Annotated in this window: 13 protein-coding genes and 1 tRNA gene; 9 read left to right on the top strand and 5 right to left on the bottom strand. The window is 66.9% G+C overall.

Annotated features, from left to right (window positions below):
• Positions 1 to 7: 7 nt before the first annotated feature.
• On the bottom strand, positions 8 to 754 hold the full coding sequence (locus tag EJK91_RS07330; RefSeq protein WP_125078585.1) for an SDR family oxidoreductase: 747 nt from the start codon (positions 752 to 754) through the stop codon (positions 8 to 10).
• Between the two features lie 209 nt (positions 755 to 963).
• On the opposite strand from EJK91_RS07330, the gene EJK91_RS07325 reads away from it, so the two are divergent.
• From EJK91_RS07325 to EJK91_RS07295, 7 genes are all read left to right on the top strand, one after another.
• Positions 964 to 1,695, top strand: coding sequence for an enoyl-CoA hydratase (locus tag EJK91_RS07325; protein WP_125078584.1), 732 nt, complete (start codon positions 964 to 966; stop codon positions 1,693 to 1,695).
• 39 nt (positions 1,696 to 1,734) lie between these two features.
• Positions 1,735 to 2,904 (top strand): MBL fold metallo-hydrolase, encoded by a 1,170-nt coding sequence (locus EJK91_RS07320; protein WP_125078583.1) that lies wholly within the window; start codon positions 1,735 to 1,737, stop codon positions 2,902 to 2,904.
• 4 nt (positions 2,905 to 2,908) lie between these two features.
• Positions 2,909 to 4,480: a serine hydrolase gene (locus EJK91_RS07315; protein ID WP_125078582.1), complete on the top strand. Its 1,572-nt coding sequence runs from the start codon at positions 2,909 to 2,911 to the stop codon at positions 4,478 to 4,480.
• Positions 4,477 to 6,891, top strand: a complete 2,415-nt coding sequence (locus tag EJK91_RS07310; protein ID WP_125078581.1) for a cation-translocating P-type ATPase — start codon at positions 4,477 to 4,479, stop codon at positions 6,889 to 6,891. The genes EJK91_RS07315 and EJK91_RS07310 overlap by 4 nt, the downstream gene beginning before the upstream one ends.
• 26 nt (positions 6,892 to 6,917) lie before the next feature.
• The gene (locus EJK91_RS07305; protein ID WP_024441827.1) at positions 6,918 to 7,355 is read left to right on the top strand and encodes a type II toxin-antitoxin system Rv0910 family toxin; all 438 of its coding nucleotides are present in this window, start codon (positions 6,918 to 6,920) and stop codon (positions 7,353 to 7,355) included.
• Positions 7,356 to 7,527: 172 nt separating this feature from the next.
• Complete coding sequence (locus EJK91_RS07300; protein WP_125078580.1) at positions 7,528 to 9,114, top strand: ABC-F family ATP-binding cassette domain-containing protein; 1,587 nt, start codon at positions 7,528 to 7,530, stop codon at positions 9,112 to 9,114.
• A gap of 9 nt (positions 9,115 to 9,123) precedes the next feature.
• Positions 9,124 to 9,540: a hypothetical protein gene (locus EJK91_RS07295; RefSeq protein ID WP_046302371.1), complete on the top strand. Its 417-nt coding sequence runs from the start codon at positions 9,124 to 9,126 to the stop codon at positions 9,538 to 9,540.
• Here the strand turns inward: EJK91_RS07295 and EJK91_RS07290 are convergent.
• Both EJK91_RS07290 and EJK91_RS07285 read right to left on the bottom strand, forming a co-directional pair.
• Positions 9,521 to 10,339, bottom strand: a complete 819-nt coding sequence (locus EJK91_RS07290) for an LLM class F420-dependent oxidoreductase (protein ID WP_125078579.1) — start codon at positions 10,337 to 10,339, stop codon at positions 9,521 to 9,523. The two genes, EJK91_RS07295 and EJK91_RS07290, sit on opposite strands and share 20 nt — an antisense overlap.
• A gap of 42 nt (positions 10,340 to 10,381) precedes the next feature.
• On the bottom strand, positions 10,382 to 11,407 hold the full coding sequence (locus tag EJK91_RS07285) for a DUF1214 domain-containing protein (RefSeq protein WP_024441823.1): 1,026 nt from the start codon (positions 11,405 to 11,407) through the stop codon (positions 10,382 to 10,384).
• 312 nt (positions 11,408 to 11,719) lie between these two features.
• On the opposite strand from EJK91_RS07285, the gene EJK91_RS07280 reads away from it, so the two are divergent.
• Together EJK91_RS07280 and EJK91_RS07275 are read left to right on the top strand one after the other, a co-directional pair.
• Complete coding sequence (locus EJK91_RS07280) at positions 11,720 to 13,684, top strand: hypothetical protein (protein ID WP_125078578.1); 1,965 nt, start codon at positions 11,720 to 11,722, stop codon at positions 13,682 to 13,684.
• Positions 13,685 to 13,781: 97 nt separating this feature from the next.
• On the top strand, positions 13,782 to 15,569 hold the full coding sequence (locus EJK91_RS07275; protein ID WP_125078577.1) for an alkaline phosphatase family protein: 1,788 nt from the start codon (positions 13,782 to 13,784) through the stop codon (positions 15,567 to 15,569).
• Between the two features lie 31 nt (positions 15,570 to 15,600).
• Here the strand turns inward: EJK91_RS07275 and EJK91_RS07270 are convergent.
• Both EJK91_RS07270 and EJK91_RS22330 read right to left on the bottom strand, forming a co-directional pair.
• A tRNA-Arg gene (locus EJK91_RS07270) sits at positions 15,601 to 15,676 on the bottom strand.
• A 220-nt stretch (positions 15,677 to 15,896) separates the two neighbouring features.
• Positions 15,897 to 17,324 (bottom strand): hypothetical protein, encoded by a 1,428-nt coding sequence (locus tag EJK91_RS22330; RefSeq protein WP_224864595.1) that lies wholly within the window; start codon positions 17,322 to 17,324, stop codon positions 15,897 to 15,899.
• Between the last annotated feature and the right edge of the window lie 4 nt (positions 17,325 to 17,328).

Genomic DNA, 17,328 nt, shown 5'->3' with positions numbered 1-17,328 from the left:
CTAACCATCAAGTGGTGTATCCGCCGTCGACGTTCCAATTGGCTCCCGTCACGAAGCCCGACCCCGGTCCGGCCAGGAAGCTCACCACGGCGGCGATGTCATCGGTGTGCCCGTAGTGGTCCAACGCCATGACTTGCCGCATGGCGTCGGCGAATTCGCCCGCGGCGGGGTTCAAGTCGGTGTCGATCGGGCCCGGCTGCACGTTGTTGACGGTGATGCCGCGCGGACCGAGTTCGCGGGCCAGCCCCCGGGTCAGCGAGGCGACCGCGCCCTTGGTCATCGCGTACACGGCCAAGCCGCCCACCGGGACGCGGTCGGCGTTGATGCTGCCGATGTTGATGATCCGCGAACCCTCGCCGAGGTGGCCGATCGCGCTGCGGATCGCCGAGTACACCCCGCCGATATTGAGCGCCACCAGGCGGTCGAACTGCTCCTGCGGGTATTGGTCGATCGGCGCGACGTATACGGTGCCGGCGTTGTTGACCAGGATGTCCAGGCCGCCGAGGTCGGCAACGGCCTGCTCGACCGCGGCGCCGGCCTGCGCCGGATCGGCGCTGTCGGCCTGGATGGCCACTGCCTTGGCCCCGCCGGCGGTCAGTTCGGCGGCCAGCGTGTCGGCCTCGACGGCCGATGAGGAGTAGGTGAACGCCACTGCGGCGCCGTCGGCAGCGAGCCGGCGCACGATTCCCGCGCCGATACCGCGCGAACCTCCGGTCACCAGTGCTCGCCGTCCGGCGAGGGGTGCTGTGCTCATGTCGGGTGCCCCCAAGTTATTTCGAACTGATCGGTTAATCCTGATCAGGTCAAGCAAGCCGGCCGGCCCGAGATTCCCGTTGTGAGCGGGATCACTAGGGTGGGGAGAGGCGGATTTCGATCCGGGTCCGCACGGGTGCAGACCGTGCAAGGCGCGGTGTTGAAGACCCGACCACAATTGCTCGAGACGCTTGAATAGGCTGGCATCTCATGATCGGTGTTACCCGCGATGAAGCCGTCACGACTATCGAGTTGCAGCGCCCCGAGCGTCGCAACGCCTTGAACTCTCAGCTTGTCACCGAGCTGCGCGAGGCGATCGTGGACGCCGCTACCCATGATGTTCGGGCCATCGTGCTGACCGGGCAGGGCACGGTGTTCTGTGCCGGCGCGGACCTGTCCGGGGACGCGTTCGCCGCCGACTACCCCGACAAGCTGGTCGCGCTGCACCAGAGCATCGCCGACGTCCCGGTGCCGGTGATCGGGGCCGTCAACGGCGCGGCGATCGGCGCCGGCCTGCAACTGGCGATGGTCTGTGATCTGCGGGTGGTGGCTCCCCAGGCGTTCTTCCAGTTCCCGGTCGCCAAGTACGGCCTGGCGCTGGACAACTGGAGCATCCGGCGACTGACCTCACTGGTCGGCTACGGACGGGCCCGGGCGATGATGCTGACCGCGGAGAAGCTGCCCGCCGACACGGCGCTGCTGACCGGGATGGCCAACCGGATCGGCACCCTCGCCGACGCGCAGACCTGGGCGCACGAGATCGCCGGGCTGGCGCCGCTGGCCCTGCAGCACGCCAAGCGGGTGCTCAATGACGACGGCGCCTACGAGGAGCAGCAGCCGGTGCACAAGGAGCTGTTCGACAAGGCCTGGGGAAGCCAGGACGTCATCGAGGCTCAGGTGGCGCGGGTGGAGAAGCGGCCGCCGAAGTTCCAGGGCGCTTAACCGGCGGAGTCCGCGGCTCGCCACCATAGACTCGTCGTCATGCTGCGTGGGGCACTTCGACTGGCGGGAGCCACAGCGTCGCTGGCCGCTGGCGGCTGGACGCTTCGTGCGCTGCGCGGCACGCCCGCAGCGTTGGGTGCAGCACCCACCGCGATCAATGCGGTGGCCAGCCGATCCAGGCACTACCGCGACGGCATCTTCCACAACATCGAACGTGCCGCGATGGTGAACATGGACCGCGAACAACAGCGGCTGATGGTGCGCGAGTTGTTCGCCGACCGCATCGGGCGACGGCCCTCGGTGCCGATCCCGCTCGAGGTGCCCGATTTCAGCGCCGACGTCGAGCCGCTGGCGATCACCTGGCTGGGGCACGCGACGGCACTGGTGGAGATCGACGGTTATCGGGTGCTGACCGACCCGGTCTGGAGCGAGCGCTGCTCGCCGTCGGACGCGGTCGGGCCGCGACGACTGCACCCTCCGCCGGTACGTCTCGGGGCGCTGCCCGCCGTCGACGCGATCGTGGTCAGCCACGATCACTACGACCACCTCGACATCGACACCATCACCGCGCTGGCCCGCAGCCAGCGGGCGCCGTTCATCGTCCCGTTGGGCGTCGGTGCGCACCTTCGGGCGTGGGGCATCCCGTCCGAGCGGGTGATCGAACTCGACTGGGACGAGAACACCACGGTGGGCGATCTCACCGTGACCTGTACCCCGGCGCGACATTTCTCCGGACGATTCCTGACCCGCAACCAGACCTTGTGGGCGTCGTGGGTGATCGCCGGTCCCGACCATCGGGTCTACTTCGGTGGGGACAGCGGATACACCAGCAGCTTCGGCACGATCGGCGCCCAGCATGGACCGTTCGACGCAACGCTGTTGCCGATCGGTGCCTACAACACCGCCTGGCCCGACGTCCACATGAACCCGGAGGAGGCGGTGCAGGCGCACCTCGACCTGAATGGTTCGGGGTCGGGCCTGCTGGTGCCGATCCACTGGGGCACCTTCCGGTTGGCGCCGCACCGCTGGGCCGAACCGGTGGAACGGTTGCTGGTCGCCGCCGACGCCGCGGGGATAGCAACGGCAGTGCCCCGGCCCGGCGGTTCAGTGAGGCTCGACGGAGGAGAGGCGAAGCTGGGACCGCCGCATGGGCCCGGCGGTTCAGTGCGGCTCGACGTCGCCGCGCCCACTGCGTGGTGGAGGCTCTAGCGCCATGACCAGGTGGGCGGCTACGGCCGGGGCCACTGTGCTGGCCGTTGCGTTGAGCGCGTGCGCTCCGGCGGGGACTCCGGCCGCGCAGCACGACACCCCGCCCAACGAGGTGTCCGGCGTGGACATCCCCGCGGGTCGCGTCGATGCCGCGGTCGCCAAACTCGATGGCCTGGCGCAGGAACTGATGACCAGCACGGGAATTCCCGGGCTGGCCGTCGCGGTCGTACATGGCGGTAAAACCCTGTACGCCAAAGGCTTTGGTGTGCGCGATATCCGCGATGGTGATGGACCGGACAATGCGGTCAACGCCGATACGGTGTTCCAGCTGGCCTCGATGTCCAAACCGGTCGGCGCGACCGTGGTGGCGCAGCAGATCAGCGCGGGGACCATCGCCTGGGACACCCCGGTGGTGACGCAACTTCCCTGGTTCGCGCTGTCGGACCCCTACGTCACCGACCACCTCACCATCGCCGACCTGTACGCCCATCGGTCCGGGTTGCCCGATCATGCCGGCGACCGACTCGAAGACCTCGGCTACGACCGCCGGGAAGTGCTGCAGCGGCTCAGACACCTGCCGTTGGCCCCGTTCCGCAACAACTACGACTACACCAACTTCGGGCTGACCGCCGCCGCCGAGGCGGTTGCCACCGCCGCCGGCATGCCCTGGGAGCAGCTGTCGGCCGACGTGCTGTACCGGCCGCTGGGGATGGCCTCGACCAGTTCCCGTTACGCGGACTTTCTCGCCCGGCCCAACCGCGCACTCACCCACATCAAGACCGCCGACGGTTACCAGCCGCGGTACCAACGCAATCCGGACGCCCAGTCACCGGCCGGCGGGGTCAGTTCGTCGGTCAACGACGTGGCCCGGTGGCTGACCTTAGTGCTGGCCAACGGCAGCCACAACGACACCCAGCTCATCGCGTCCAAAGCGTTGCTCCCCGCGATCACGCCGCAGGTGATCAGCGCCCCGGCTGGCGTCGGCACCGCCCGGCCGGGGTTCTACGGCGAGGGCTTCAACGTGTCGATCACCTCCTCGGGGCGCACCCAATACGGCCACTCGGGCGCTTTCCTGCTGGGCGCCGCGACCGCGTTCTCGGCACTCCCGTCGCAGGACGTCGGAATCGTCGTGCTGACCAACGCCACCCCGATCGGGGTCCCGGAGACCTTGATCGCCCAATTTCTGGACCTGGTCCAGTACGGCGAGATCCGCGAGGACTGGCCGACGCTGTACCGTCAGGCGCTGGCGCCGATGTCACAGCCCGAAGGCGCGCTGGTGGGCGCCCGGCCTCCCGCCCAACCGGCTCCCGCCCGGCCACTGTCGGAATACCTCGGGGAGTACGCCAACCCCTACTGGGGCCCGGCCACCGTCACCGAGGACCAGGGTGCACTCGACGTGACGCTCGGACCGCAGCACCAGCGATTCCGGTTGAGCCACTACGACGGTGATACCTTCACCTTCGCCCTGCAGGGCGAGAATGCTCCGGACGGAACGATATCCAAGGCGACCTTCACCAAGGGCGCGGTGGAGCTGGAGTACTTCGATCACGACAAGCTGGGAAGGTTCACCCGTTGACGACCGCGCGAACCGCAGGACTCACTGACGCGGAAGTCGCCGACCGGGTTTCGCGGGGCCAGACTAACGACATCCCGGCCCGCGCGGCCCGCAGCGTCCGCGAGATCATCCGCGCCAACGTCTTCACCCGGATCAACGCGATCCTGGGTGTGCTGTTGGCCATCGTGCTCACCACCGGCTCACTGATCAACGGGCTGTTCGGATTGCTCATCGTCTTCAACAGCGTCATCGGCATGGTGCAGGAGATCCGGGCCAAACAGACGCTGGACAAGCTGGCCATCATCGGCCAAGCGAAACCGTTGGTGCGCAGGCAGTCCGGCACGCAGCAGCTCCCGCCGGGGCGGGTGGTGCTCGACGACATCATCGAGCTCGGCCCCGGCGACCAGATCGTCGTCGACGGCGAGGTCATGGAATCCTCCGACTTGGAGGTCGACGAGTCGCTGCTCACCGGTGAAGCCGACCCGATCGGCAAGGATCGCGGCGACCACGTGATGTCGGGCAGTTTTGTGGTCTCGGGCAGTGGTGCCTACCGGGCCACCCGGGTTGGTCGCGAGGCGTACGCGGCCAAACTGGCCGAGGAAGCCAGCAAGTTCACCCTGGTGAAGTCCGAACTGCGCAGCGGTATCAACCAGATCCTGAAATTCATCACCTACCTGTTGATCCCGGCCGGACTGCTGATCATCTACACGCAGTTGTTCACCACCGACGCGGGCTGGCGGGCATCGGTACTGGCGATGGTGGGCGCCCTGGTGCCGATGGTTCCCGAGGGTCTGGTGCTGATGACGTCGCTGGCGTTCGCGCTCGGGGTCGTGCGACTGGGTCAGCGGCAGTGCCTCGTGCAGGAACTGCCCGCGATCGAAGGACTGGCCCGCGTCGACGTGGTCTGCGCCGACAAGACCGGCACTCTCACCGAGAACGGGATGCGAGTGTCGGAGGTCACCGAACTCGAGGGCGCCGAAGGACTTCCGGTACGCCAAGCGCTGGCCGCGCTGGCCGCCGAAGACGCCCGCCCCAATGCCAGCATCCAGGCCATCGCCGAGGCTTTCCCGACATCGCCGGGCTGGACGTCGAGCGCCTGCGCGCCGTTCAAGTCGTCCACCAAATGGAGCGGCGTCTCATTCTCCGAGCACGGGAACTGGGTGATCGGGGCGCCCGATGTGCTGCTCGAACCGTCCTCGGCGGCCGCCGAGGAAGCCGAACGGGTCGGGGCGCGCGGGCTGCGTGTCTTGTTGCTAGGGGTCTGCGACCTGCCCGTCGACCATCCCGAAGCGCCGGGGCCGGTGACTCCGGCGGCGCTGGTGGTGCTGGAGCAGAAGGTGCGGCCGGACGCCCGCGAGACATTGGATTTTTTTGCCGCGCAGGAGGTTTCGGTAAAGGTCATCTCCGGCGATAACGCGGTCTCGGTGGGTGCGGTGGCCACCGAGCTGGGATTGCCCGGGGACGCGATGGACGCCCGCAAGCTACCCGGTGAACCGGACCGACTGGCCGGTGCGCTCGAGGAACACACCGTGTTCGGCCGGGTGCGCCCCGATCAGAAGCGAGCCATGGTGCGCGCCTTGCAGGCCCGCGACCACACAGTGGCGATGACCGGTGATGGCGTCAACGATGTGCTGGCGCTCAAGGATGCCGACATCGGTGTCGCGATGGGGGCGGGCAGCTCAGCGGCGCGTTCGGTGGCCCAGATCGTCTTGCTGGACAACAAGTTCGCCACCCTGCCCTACGTGGTGGGGGAGGGGCGTCGGGTGATCGGCAACATCGAGCGGGTGGCGAACCTGTTTTTGACCAAGACGGTGTATTCCGTGCTGCTCGCACTGCTGGTGGGCCTGGTGGGGCTGGCGTCGGCCCTGTTCGGCACCAAACCGTTGCTGTATCCATTCCAGCCGATCCACGTCACGGTCGCGGCGTGGTTCACCATCGGCATCCCGGCGTTCATCCTGTCGCTCGCGCCGAACAATGAGCGGGCGCACCCCGGGTTCGTACGCCGGGTGATGAGCGGGGCGCTGCCGGCCGGCGTGGTGGTGGGCATCGCCACCTTCGCGTCCTACCTGGTGGCCTACCGCGGCAGCGAAGCCACCGCGGTCCAGCAGATCCAGGCCTCCACCAGCGCGCTGATCACTTTGCTGACCACCGCGGGATGGGTGCTGGCCGTGGTGGCTCGGCCCTATCAATGGTGGCGGCTGCTGTTGGTGATCAGTTGCGGGCTGGCCTACGTGGCGATCTTCGCGATGCCGCTGACCCGGGAGAAGTTCCTGCTGGACCCCTCCAACACGGCACTGACGTTGCTGGCGCTCGGCATCGGCGCGCTCGGCGCAGCCGCCATCGAGGCGATGTGGTGGGCCCGGGGCGGCATGCTCGGTGAGCGGCCGAAGTTGTGGCGGGAGTCGGCAACGACCACAATGACGCAGCGATAAACCGCGACACTAGGGGTAAGCACGACATGGCCAAGCTCTCCGGATCCATCGACGTTCCGCTGCCTCCCGAAGAGGCCTGGGCGTACGCCTCGGATCTGTCCCGCTACAAAGAGTGGCTGACCATTCACCGGGTATGGCGCAGTGTGCTGCCCGAGACCCTCGACAAGGGCACCACCTTGGAGTCGATCGTCGAGGTCAAGGGCATGCTCAACAAGATCAGCTGGACGATCGTGAACTACAAGCCACCCGCCGGGATGACGCTCAATGGCGACGGTAAGGGCGGGGTCAAGATCAAGTTGCTCGCCAAGGTCGCCCCGCAGGGCGATGGCTCCAAGGTCAGTTTCGACGTGCACCTGGGCGGTCCGGCCCTGTTCGGCCCGATCGGCATGCTGGTGGCCGCCGCGCTCAAGAGCGACATCAACGAGTCGCTGCGCAAGTTCGTCACGGTTTTCGCGCCGAGTTAATCGGTTGCACGCCGCGCCATCCCGCCGCTAGTGTGGCGGGCGTCCCTGCACAGGAGGTCATGGAATGACAGGCATCGTCGGTCTCACGCCGCCGTCCGCGCGCTGATCACCGCCGAGTTGCCGTAGTCCGGTCCCGGTTGTCAGCGCTCCCGCTGACCTTCCCGGAGACCGCATGTCCCTCCCTTTTTATGACGCCCGCGCTGGCGTCACCCTGACCGATGTCGGCTTCACCTGGCCCGACGGCGGTGCCGCGCTGGCCGGCGTCACCGGCTCGTTCGGTATCGGCCGTACCGGCCTGGTGGGCGCCAACGGCGCCGGCAAATCCACCCTGCTTCGGCTCATCGTCGGCGAACTCCGGCCGACAACCGGGCACATCACCGCGGTCGGGCAGGTGGCCTACCTGCCGCAGCTGCTCACCCTCGATACCGACGCCTCGATCGCCGAGCTGCTCGGTGTCTCCGATCGACTCGCCGCGCTTCGGGCGATCGAAGGCGGAGACGCCGCCGAGGCCCATTTCGAAGTGGTCGGTGATGACTGGGACATCGAATCCCGCGCCGATGCGGCACTGCGCGACATCGGATTTGGATCGGGCGACCTCGATCGCCGAGTCGCCGAACTGTCCGGCGGGGAGGCCATGCTGGTGGCGTTGACCGGGCTGCGGCTGGCGGCCGCCCCGATCACCCTGCTCGATGAGCCGACCAACAACCTGGACCGCGCCGCGCGCGCCGGGTTGGCGCGGCTGGTCGACACGTGGCCCGGCTCGCTCATTGTGGCCAGCCACGACACCGCGCTGCTGGAGCAGATGGACTGCACCGCTGAGCTTTACGACGGACGACTCACCACGTTCGGCGGCCCCTACAGCGCCTGGCGGGCGCACCTGCAAGCCGAGCAGGCCGCCGCCCGGGCGGCGGCCTGCACCGCTGGGCAGGTGGTCAAGGTGGAGAAGCGCCAGCGGGTGGAAGCCGAGACCAAACTCGCTCGACGCAACCGGGCGGCCCAGGTCGCCCACCAGAACAAGCGTGCCGCCAAGATCGTGATGAACCAGAACGCCGCCAATGCCCAGGTCTCGGCGGGCAAGCTGCGTGGGCATCTGGACGGTCGGGTTCGTGATGCCCAAGCCGACTTGGAGGCCGCCTGCGCCCGGGTTCGTCGCGAGGAACACATTCGCGTGGATCTGCCGGATCCGGAGGTGCCCAACGGCCGCCGGCTGGCCGAGCTGCCCGGAGCCGACGGACCGGTCTTGGTGCAGGGACCGGAGCGCATCGCCCTGGGCGGCCCGAACGGGGTGGGCAAGACGACGCTGCTGGAAGCACTGCTGAGCGGCGATGCCGGGCGACTGCTGACCGACCGGGTCGGATACCTGCCGCAACGCCTGGACCACCTGGCCGACACCGTGTCCGCGTTCGACGCGGTGTCGGCGGTCTCCGGCGGGCAGCCACGGGCGGTGCGCGCCCAACTGGCCCGATTCCTGCTGACCGAGGACCGGGTGGCCCGGCCGGTCGGCACCCTGTCCGGTGGTGAGCGATTCCGTGTCGCGCTGGCACAACTACTGCTCGCCGATCCACCGCCGCAGTTGTTGTTGCTCGACGAGCCGACCAACAACCTCGACCGGGACAGCGTCGGTCAGCTCGTCGACGCGCTGAGCGGCTATCGCGGAGCCTTCATCGTGGTGAGTCACGACGACGAGTTCCTGGGACGGCTCGGCCTGAGCAGGACGTTGTCGATGCCGCGCAGCGGAGTGCTGGTCGATGCGAGCTAGTGTCACAACATGACTCGCTACCGTCCCGGTTGGCTGATTGCGCTGTGCGCGGCCCTGCTGTCGGGCAGTGCCTGGCTGCCGTGGCTGACCACCTCGGCCGAGGGTGGCGGGCATGCCAGTGCGATCGGCGGCAGCGCCGGTGCCATCGCGCTGCCGCCCCGCTTTGGGGTCGGCCAGCTGATCGTGCTGCTCGCCTCCGTGCTGCTGGTGGCCGGCGCGATGGTGGCCCGGGCGCTGTTCACCCGGCTGGCCGCGGTCGTCGCAGTGCTCGACTCCGCGCTGATCACCGCACTGGGCATCTGGTACTACCGGCTGAACGTCGCGGCACCCATCAACGCCGGCTACGGGCTCTATATCGGCGCCGTCGCCGTCGTGGGTGCGTTGTGCTGTTCGGTGTGGGCGCTGGTCACCGCAGTGCGGCGATGACCTCAGAGAACGCATCGGCGTGCTGCTGCTGGACGGTGAAGTAACTGATCCCGTAACGGTGGCGGCGTTCGCGCAGCGTGTCGGCCATCTCGTCAACGGACCCGGACAGCACCGCGGGCGAGGCCAGCAGTTCCTCATCCGACAGGGTCGGCGCGAACCGGCGGGTCAGTGACAGATCGGGTATCCCGGAGCCGTCGGTCGGCACCGCCGTGATGGCCAGGTTCAGTTCGAGGGCATCAAAGCGGTTGCCGGCGGCTGCGCGGACGAAGTCGACCCGCTCGGCCAGGGAATCGTCGGCACCGTCCACCCGCGACCCGGTCAATCCGATGATGTCGGCGTGGCGAGCTGCCGCGGTCAGTAGCCGGTCACCACTGCCGGCGATCAGGATGGGCACGCGCGGCTGGTGTGTCGCCAGGTACTTCGTCACGTGCTCGAGGTACTCGACGCGGCGGCCGGCGCTGGGAAAGGGCAGCTCGGCAGCCTCGAACTCCGCGCGCACGTAGCCCGCACCCAGGCCCACCTCCAGCCGCCCGCCCGACAGCACGTCGGTGTCGGCGATGTCGCGGGTCAACAGTGCCGGTTTGTAGAAGCAGGCGTTGAGCACGTAGGTGCCCACCCGGATCGTCGAGGTGGCCGCGGCGGCGGCGACCAGAACCGGGAACGGGGCCGGGGCGCCAAGATGATCGGGCACGTGCAGGACGTCGAATCCGGAACCCTCCAGCCGCCGTGCGGTCTCGGTGAGTTCGGTCGCCGATCGAATCGGGTTCAGGCCCACTCCGAAGCGAAACTGCTTGTCCACCAGCTACCTCCTCAACCGGCTTGCCGGGTGCCGGCCCTGTGGTCAGCGTGCCGGCCGCGACGGCGCCGGCGGGGGCGTTGCCGCGGGACCGGGTGCCGGTGCCGGAGAACGGGTCTCGCTACTCGATGACTCTTCGGGTTGCGCCGCCGGGAAGACCCACTTGCCCGACAAGATCTCCTTGTCCGGCTGGTAGAGCCGGACCAGGTAGTTCCAGCCCGGCGTGGTGGGCAGGCAATTGGCTTTGTTGTCGTCGGAACATCCCCCGAACTGCACGGTCACCGATCCGTCCGCCGCTTTGTCCGCGGTGATGTTGTTGACCGAGTACGCCTGCTGCGGGTTCTCCGTGAAGTAGCCGTTCTTGTTGTAGACGGTGACCGACCAGAACGCCTTCACCGGAACGTCTTTGACGGTAAGGCGGTACACCGTGTTGCCGTCGTTGCGGGCCGGGGTGACATTGAGGTACAACGCCTCCTTCTCGGAGTTGCCGCCCCACGCCGCGGCCGCCCCGATCAGATGCCGCACCGGGTCGGTTTCGGCCTCGCTGCCGAACATGCCCCGGGTGTCGGGGATCGTTTGGGCCAGCTCCAACAGCGCGTCGCTGACCTTCTTCTGGCTGACCGGATCCCACCGGGGCACGTCGAAGCTGCCGGTGTCGTCTTGGTGCGCGGTGATCGCGTCCTGCAGGCGGTGGGCTGCGGCGAGGTCTGCGGGATCGTTGGGGTCGGCCAGGATGCGAATGGCGACGGCCACATAGCGGGTGCCGACATGCTGCTGATCCAGCGTGTGCTCGCCGCCGCCGTAGAACATGTCCGTGACGTATTCGTCCTGGTTGATCACCTGCGCCGACATGTACCGCTGACCGGGATCGGGCAGCGTCAGGGTGACCGGACTGGCTTGCAGGTCGAACACCGCCGCCGAATACAGGGTGTCCCGATTGGACCGCACCACCAGCTGCCGGTCGACCGGGGTGACGTCGCGCATGTGGAAGAAACGGCCGAAGCCGTTCTCGTTGACGATGTTGGTGAATTCCTGGTCGGTGACCGCCCGCACGAAGTTGTCCGGCGACACCAACACCATGCCGTTGGGGGTGCTGCGGGGGGCCACGTTCGCGACCGGGTCGGTGCCGGTCTTCGTCACGGTCAGCCCGCATCCGCTCAGGACCAGTGCTGCTGTCACCGTTCCGCACGCAGAAAGCCATCGCTTGGACATGCAGCGCAACCTACCGGGCGGTCCCGGTTGATGCAGGCAAGGGGTTTATCGACACGGGTTGCGGCGGGGCGCGGCGACTATTGCACCCGCCAAGCCCTCGACGTATCGTCGGAAAATAAAAATTCGCCGTGATTTAAACCAGAGAATCATGAACAAGATCGGGGAGTGGTCGTGGGCGTGATCGCAAGCGGAGCAGTGGGCCGGCCGAGCCGCATCCAGCGGTACGGCGTCGCCGCGGCCGCGGTGGGCAGCGCGTTGTCGCTGGTGATGGGCTCGCCGGTGACGGCCGCGGCGAGCGCGCCGCCCGCGGTGGCGTTGACAGCGACGTACGGGTTCCAGCCCGCGATCGATGCGCTGATCGCGGAGATGCAGCGGCTGGTCGAGCTCAACATGACCTTGCCGTACGCGACGCCCGGCAGCGAAGACAACGTGATGTTGATGCTGCAGAACACCAACTACCAGTTGCTCAGCGCCGGCCTCTCACGAGTCACCCAACTGTTCAACGGCGTTTTCTTTCAGTCGCCAGAGGCGATCGCGGGCAACGCCACCGAGCCACGGCAGTATTTCGACTTCTTCACCCCCGACATCTATTACCGGGTGACCGCCGGTCTGGCGCCCGGTGCGACCTACGTCCTGCACGGCACCCTCGGCGGTGGTACGGAGCATTTCGCGATCAGCACGCAGGCCATCACCGGCGGCACGGCGCAGGCGATCGAAGACCTGGAACTGGGCGACGGCTTGGTGCTCAATCCCGACGGCACCTTCACCGTCTACATCGGACCGGAGGCGCCGGCCGGAGCGCTGAACTTCATGGACACCACCGACGCCACCGTCGGCGGCGCCGCGTCGCTGTTGATCCGGGACATCCTCGGCGACTGGGCGAAGGGTCCGGGCAGCGTCACCGTGCAATGTGTGGCCGACTGCCCGCCGTTCTTCGCTATCCCCGAGGGCGGGTTCTTCCCCAGTGACGACCCGGTGTCGACCACGCTGGCAGATTCCGGTGGCCTCGGATCGGTCGACTCGATCCTCACCACCCTTTTCAGTGCCTTCGCTCAGGTCGTTGGCCCGTTCAACACGCGGGCAATCGAAGGCGGCGCCTCGGTAGGCATGAACATTCCCGCCAACACCATGCATGACCTGGGCCCCCAGACGAGCTACGGTGCCGGCCTGGCCAGTGCGGTGGTCACCGGCGGCAACTTCGACCTGGATTCCGATGAGGCTCTGGTCATCAAGGTGCCGAACGTGGAGTCGGCTTACAGCGGCATTCAACTGATGAACGTCTACGGCGGTGCGCTGCCCTACGTCATGGCGCAATCCACGCTGAACCACACCACGACCTACCACGACCCCGATGGCTACACCTATTACGTTGTCAGCGCCACCAATCCGGGCGTGGCGAACTGGCTGGACACCGGGGGCCTGTCGCGAGGCGAGATCTTCGCGCGCTTCGAACACGTCGCCGATCCCGACAGCGTCTTGGGACTGGGAGTGACGGCTCAAGTCGTGCCGATCAGCGAGCTCAACGACTACCTCCCCGACGGCACCCCGACGGTGAGCCCCGAGGAGTTCGCCGCCGACATGACGCAGCGAGTGTTGTCCTACGGCTATGCGCTGGATATGTCCCGGATGACCGCCCAGCCCGACTGGGTGCTGCAGAACCTCCTGATGAACGGGCTGCAAGGCCTGATGGGCAATGAGAACTTCGAGGCCGTCTTCGCCAGCCAGCCCGTCACGCCGATGGAGCTGCGCTTCACCGAGGCGCTCAGCCCGGATTGGGACGCCGTGGTGCGCAGTGTCCTGGAAAACCCGATGGAAAGCCTGTCCGCGGTCTGGAACGCCCTGCCGCTGCTGGCCAGCAACATCAACCTGCCCATCGCACTAGGGCTGGCGCAGACCGCCCTCTCGGTGGTGATGCCCCAGTTGTTCATCCCCGCTATCGACGGATTGCTGTTCGACCCCAACACCAGCATCTTGGCCGGACTGCTCAATGCCCGGGACAACCTGGCGACGGTGATCCTGACCGCCAACGACGACTGGCCGACCGAACTCAGTGCCCAGGCAGCCCAGCAGTGGGCGAACATGTCCGACCTGGTCGCCGACACTCCGAGCTTCAGCCTGGCCGATCTGTTCGGCTAACCCCACGGTCGCGCGATTCTGTCGACTTCCTGTGGCTCTGAAATGTATTAGCTGGGGCTTCTTGACGGCCTAGCGGTGCCTGAGGATTGTCGGAACCATGGCTCTTCGGCGTCTGAGGATGGGGATGACGGGCGCGGCCAGCGTGGTTGTGGCGCTGGGACTGGGGCAGTTGGCGTCCGCGCCCGAAGCCCATGCCGATGAGTTCGACGTCTTCATCGACCAAGTCCTCAATGCGATGACAAGTTTCCTGGAGCAGGACTCGGTCACCACGGTCCTGGGTCCACAGCTGGACACCGAACTCGTCAGCTGGCTCAACAGTCTCGATCCGATTGCCCCGCTCCACGCCGACACGCAACTGATGAGTCAGAACCTGCTGGTCAACCCGGGCTTCGAAACAGCCGATCCGTCCGGGTCCGGCTATAGCGGGGTGACCATTCCGGGCTGGACCGAGACCGGCACGCCGACCGTGATCGCCTACGGCACCCCGGTCGGATATCCGTCCCCGGTGGCTTTTCCGTTGCCGACGGTGTCGGGGTTGTTCGGCTTTCCGCAGACCGCGCCGCCGGGCGGCGGCGACAACTTCGCTGGCGGCGGACCGGTGGGCACCTCCACCATCAGCCAAACCGTCGACGTCACCGGCGCGGCCGGAACGCCGTATGCGCTCAGTGCCGATCTGGGTGGCCAAACGTGGAACCCGTCCTATGCCTCAGTGCAGGTCAGCTTCCTCGACGCCGACGGGAATGTGGTGGGCACCGGCTCGCTCAACCCCGTCACGGTCTGGGATCGCTGGGGTTTCACCGGATTTGAGGAACGCGAGATCACGGGGACAGTCCCGGACGGCGCGGTCTCCGCAAAGGTGACCACGACCTTCACCGACGAAAACCAGTACCTCGGCGACTACAACGGCGCCTACGCCGACAACGAGTCGTTCACGGTCGGCGATCCCAGCCTCACCGCGGCGCCGCTCACCACACCGACGTCAGACGTCGGCCAACTCGATCACGTGTTCGTGATCTACGTGGAGAACAAGGGTGCCGCCGACATCGTCGGTAGCCCCAACGCGCCGTACATGAACAGCCTGATCAACACCTACGGCTACGCGGACAATTACTACGCGTTGGGCCACCCCAGCGACCCGAACTACTTCCGGATCCTGGGCGGCTCGGACTTCGGCATCGACTACAACTCTGCCCCGAACTCGATCAACGCCCCGAGCCTCATGCAGGAGATGGACCTGGCGGGCATCAGCTGGGCCGGCTACGCGCAGAGCATGCCGTCGGCGGGCGCCATCGTGTCATCGGGGGACTACTCCGCCGATGAACTGCCCTTCACCCAATTCAGTTACGTCTACGGCAACACCCCCGATTACCTGCAGGAGCACCTGCTTCCGCTGACGCAGTTGTCCACCGACCTCGCTGACCCGAGCAAGTTCCCCGGATTCACCTGGATCGCTGCCAACGAGGACAACAACGGGGAAGGCCCGGTCGACTCACTCAGCGGCGTTCTCCAGTTCATCGCCACACAGCTCGGCGACCATCAGTACAACGTCTCGGCCGCCGACCAGTTCGTCCAGCAGGAGGTCTCCACCATCGAGAGCTCGAAGACGTGGACCGACCCGGACGAGCGGGACGTCATCATCATCACCACGGACGAAGACAACAACAACCTCTCACTGGGCTTCGGTAACCAAGGCAATAACGCTCCGATGATCGTCATCCCGAGTGCGGGCGCCGTGACGTACGGGGGGATGCAGTCAGGCAACTTCACCACCGACGCCTATTACAACCAGTACAGCCTGATGGCCACCATCGAAGACGCCTTGGGCCTGGCCCCGCTCACGGCCAACGACACCTACGCCCAGGCCATGAACGCCTTCTGGAAGTAGCGGCCGTCCCGAAGTCGTACACCCCAAAAACTGGTGCCCCCGGCAGGATTCGAACCTGCGACACCGGCTTTAGGAGAGCCGTGCTCTATCCCCTGAGCTACGGGGGCGGGGGACGTCTTTGAATACCTGACTAAAATCCCGCCGATCGGCGTGACACCAGCGGATTCTAGCGGTGTCCGGGGCGTCCCGGTGCCATTCCGGACGGGCCAATACAAAGTGGCGGCCGGTCACGGTGTGGCGGGTGTGAGTTTAGCTGGCATGACAAATGCCACGCGACGTCTGGGCGGCCGTGGTCGACGTGCGATGACCATCGTCGTGGTAACAGCGTTAGGCGGCTCGCTCTTCGGGTTGTCGTCGTCGGTGCAGATAGGCTGCGATGGCGTTGCGGCCGATGGCGAATCCGAGCATGACGGTCAGTTGTCGCACGGCGCTGTAGGCGATCATGCGTCCGCCGTAGAGGGTACGGTCGAGGGTGTTGTTCAGCGATTCGCTATCTTCACGCCAGCCGTAGCAGCGGTCGTAGACACTCTCGCCGTCATCGGTCTTGACGTGCTGGCGCAGGTGTTCGGCGCGGTTGTGGCCGCGGGCGCAGTCCTCGGCGGTGGTGTCGATGCGTTCGCGGTGCACGGTGCCGCACGACGGGGTCGCGAATTCCAGATACCAGCGGTGGCTACCGTCGGCGTTGCGGCGGGAGAAGATCTTGCTGGTCGGGCAGGTCTGGAGGTGTTTGTGTCCGGTGTCGAGGACCTGCCGCTCGCAGATGCGGCCATCGGCGGTCCACAGCTCGTGGGACTCGCCGCATTTGCAGTCAATGCGGTCGAGTGCGGTGGGCTTTCGGGTGCCATCGTGCACCGGTGAGAGCACGGTGAGACCGCGTTTCATGCAGTGGTCGATGTGCTTACCGCGGAATGCCCCGTCGTAGCAGACGCCGTCGCAGCGGCTGTCTGGGTCGGCGATGACGCGGTCGATCATGTCCACGGCGATGCGGGCTTCACCGCCGTAGCCCTTGCCCGCCGGCACGGCGTCGACGTCGAGGACCACACGGTTGTTGCGGACGTTGTCCGGTCGGGTGCCGAGTAGCACGAATTTGGTGCCCCAACGAAATTCGCTGTCATATTCGCCGTTTTGGACCTCGATACCGGCGTGCACGGTGCGTCCGCCCTGTTCGGCCCACCGCTCGGCGGTGATCTTGCGGACCGGCGCGGCCACCACGGTGCCATCGCCGACGACGTATTGTCCGCGGGCGGGATCGGTGTGCGACACCGTAGCGGCGGGGTCCAGGCAGCCGAGCTCGATGGCCAACCGGCGGGCCAAAGGCCGGAACGCGTCGAGCAGCTCGTTGGCGTGCTCGTCGAGCAGGTGTTGGGCGTAGTTGTGGTGCCAGCGCTGCGGGGGGCACCGCCGTGCTTTCGGTGCGTGATGGGCAGCGGCGTGATGGCGGATCGAACGCCAGTAGGCGGGGTGAGCCATCGCGCGGGCGGCTTTGCTGTGTGAGCCCAACACCCCGGCCAGCGCCTTGTGCAGCACATACACCCAGGACGGATAGTGCGGGAGCCGACCCGGAGTGCCAGGCTCATGCACGGGCAGCGTTTCAGCAAGTCGATAGATGAGTTCGCTGGACGCGACGGCTTCGATGGTGTCGATCTCGAGCAGGGTGAGATCCATCGGTGTGGCGATCCGGTGCAGCTGACGCTGCTGAATCCGCCCGGCGCCATAGGCGTCGGCCTGGTCGGGCGTCGCGGGTTTCCTGCTCACGGCG

It is taken from the genome of Mycobacterium sp. P7213 (genome assembly GCF_900604305.1).
Lineage (GTDB): Bacteria > Actinomycetota > Actinomycetes > Mycobacteriales > Mycobacteriaceae > Mycobacterium.
The sequence above is the reverse complement of the archived record's forward strand: the minus strand, read 5'-3'. Positions and strand labels throughout refer to the sequence as shown.

Excerpts from the sequence above, each read along its gene's own strand:
- EJK91_RS07330 (WP_125078585.1), bottom strand. The coding sequence starts at position 754 with ATGAGCACAGCACCCCTCGCCGGACGGCGAGCACTGGTGACCGGAGGT.
- EJK91_RS07325 (WP_125078584.1), top strand. The coding sequence starts at position 964 with ATGATCGGTGTTACCCGCGATGAAGCCGTCACGACTATCGAGTTGCAG.
- EJK91_RS07320 (WP_125078583.1), top strand. The coding sequence starts at position 1,735 with ATGCTGCGTGGGGCACTTCGACTGGCGGGAGCCACAGCGTCGCTGGCC.
- EJK91_RS07315 (WP_125078582.1), top strand. The coding sequence starts at position 2,909 with ATGACCAGGTGGGCGGCTACGGCCGGGGCCACTGTGCTGGCCGTTGCG.
- EJK91_RS07305 (WP_024441827.1), top strand. The coding sequence starts at position 6,918 with ATGGCCAAGCTCTCCGGATCCATCGACGTTCCGCTGCCTCCCGAAGAG.
- EJK91_RS07300 (WP_125078580.1), top strand. The coding sequence starts at position 7,528 with ATGTCCCTCCCTTTTTATGACGCCCGCGCTGGCGTCACCCTGACCGAT.
- EJK91_RS07295 (WP_046302371.1), top strand. The coding sequence starts at position 9,124 with ATGACTCGCTACCGTCCCGGTTGGCTGATTGCGCTGTGCGCGGCCCTG.
- EJK91_RS07275 (WP_125078577.1), top strand. The coding sequence starts at position 13,782 with ATGGCTCTTCGGCGTCTGAGGATGGGGATGACGGGCGCGGCCAGCGTG.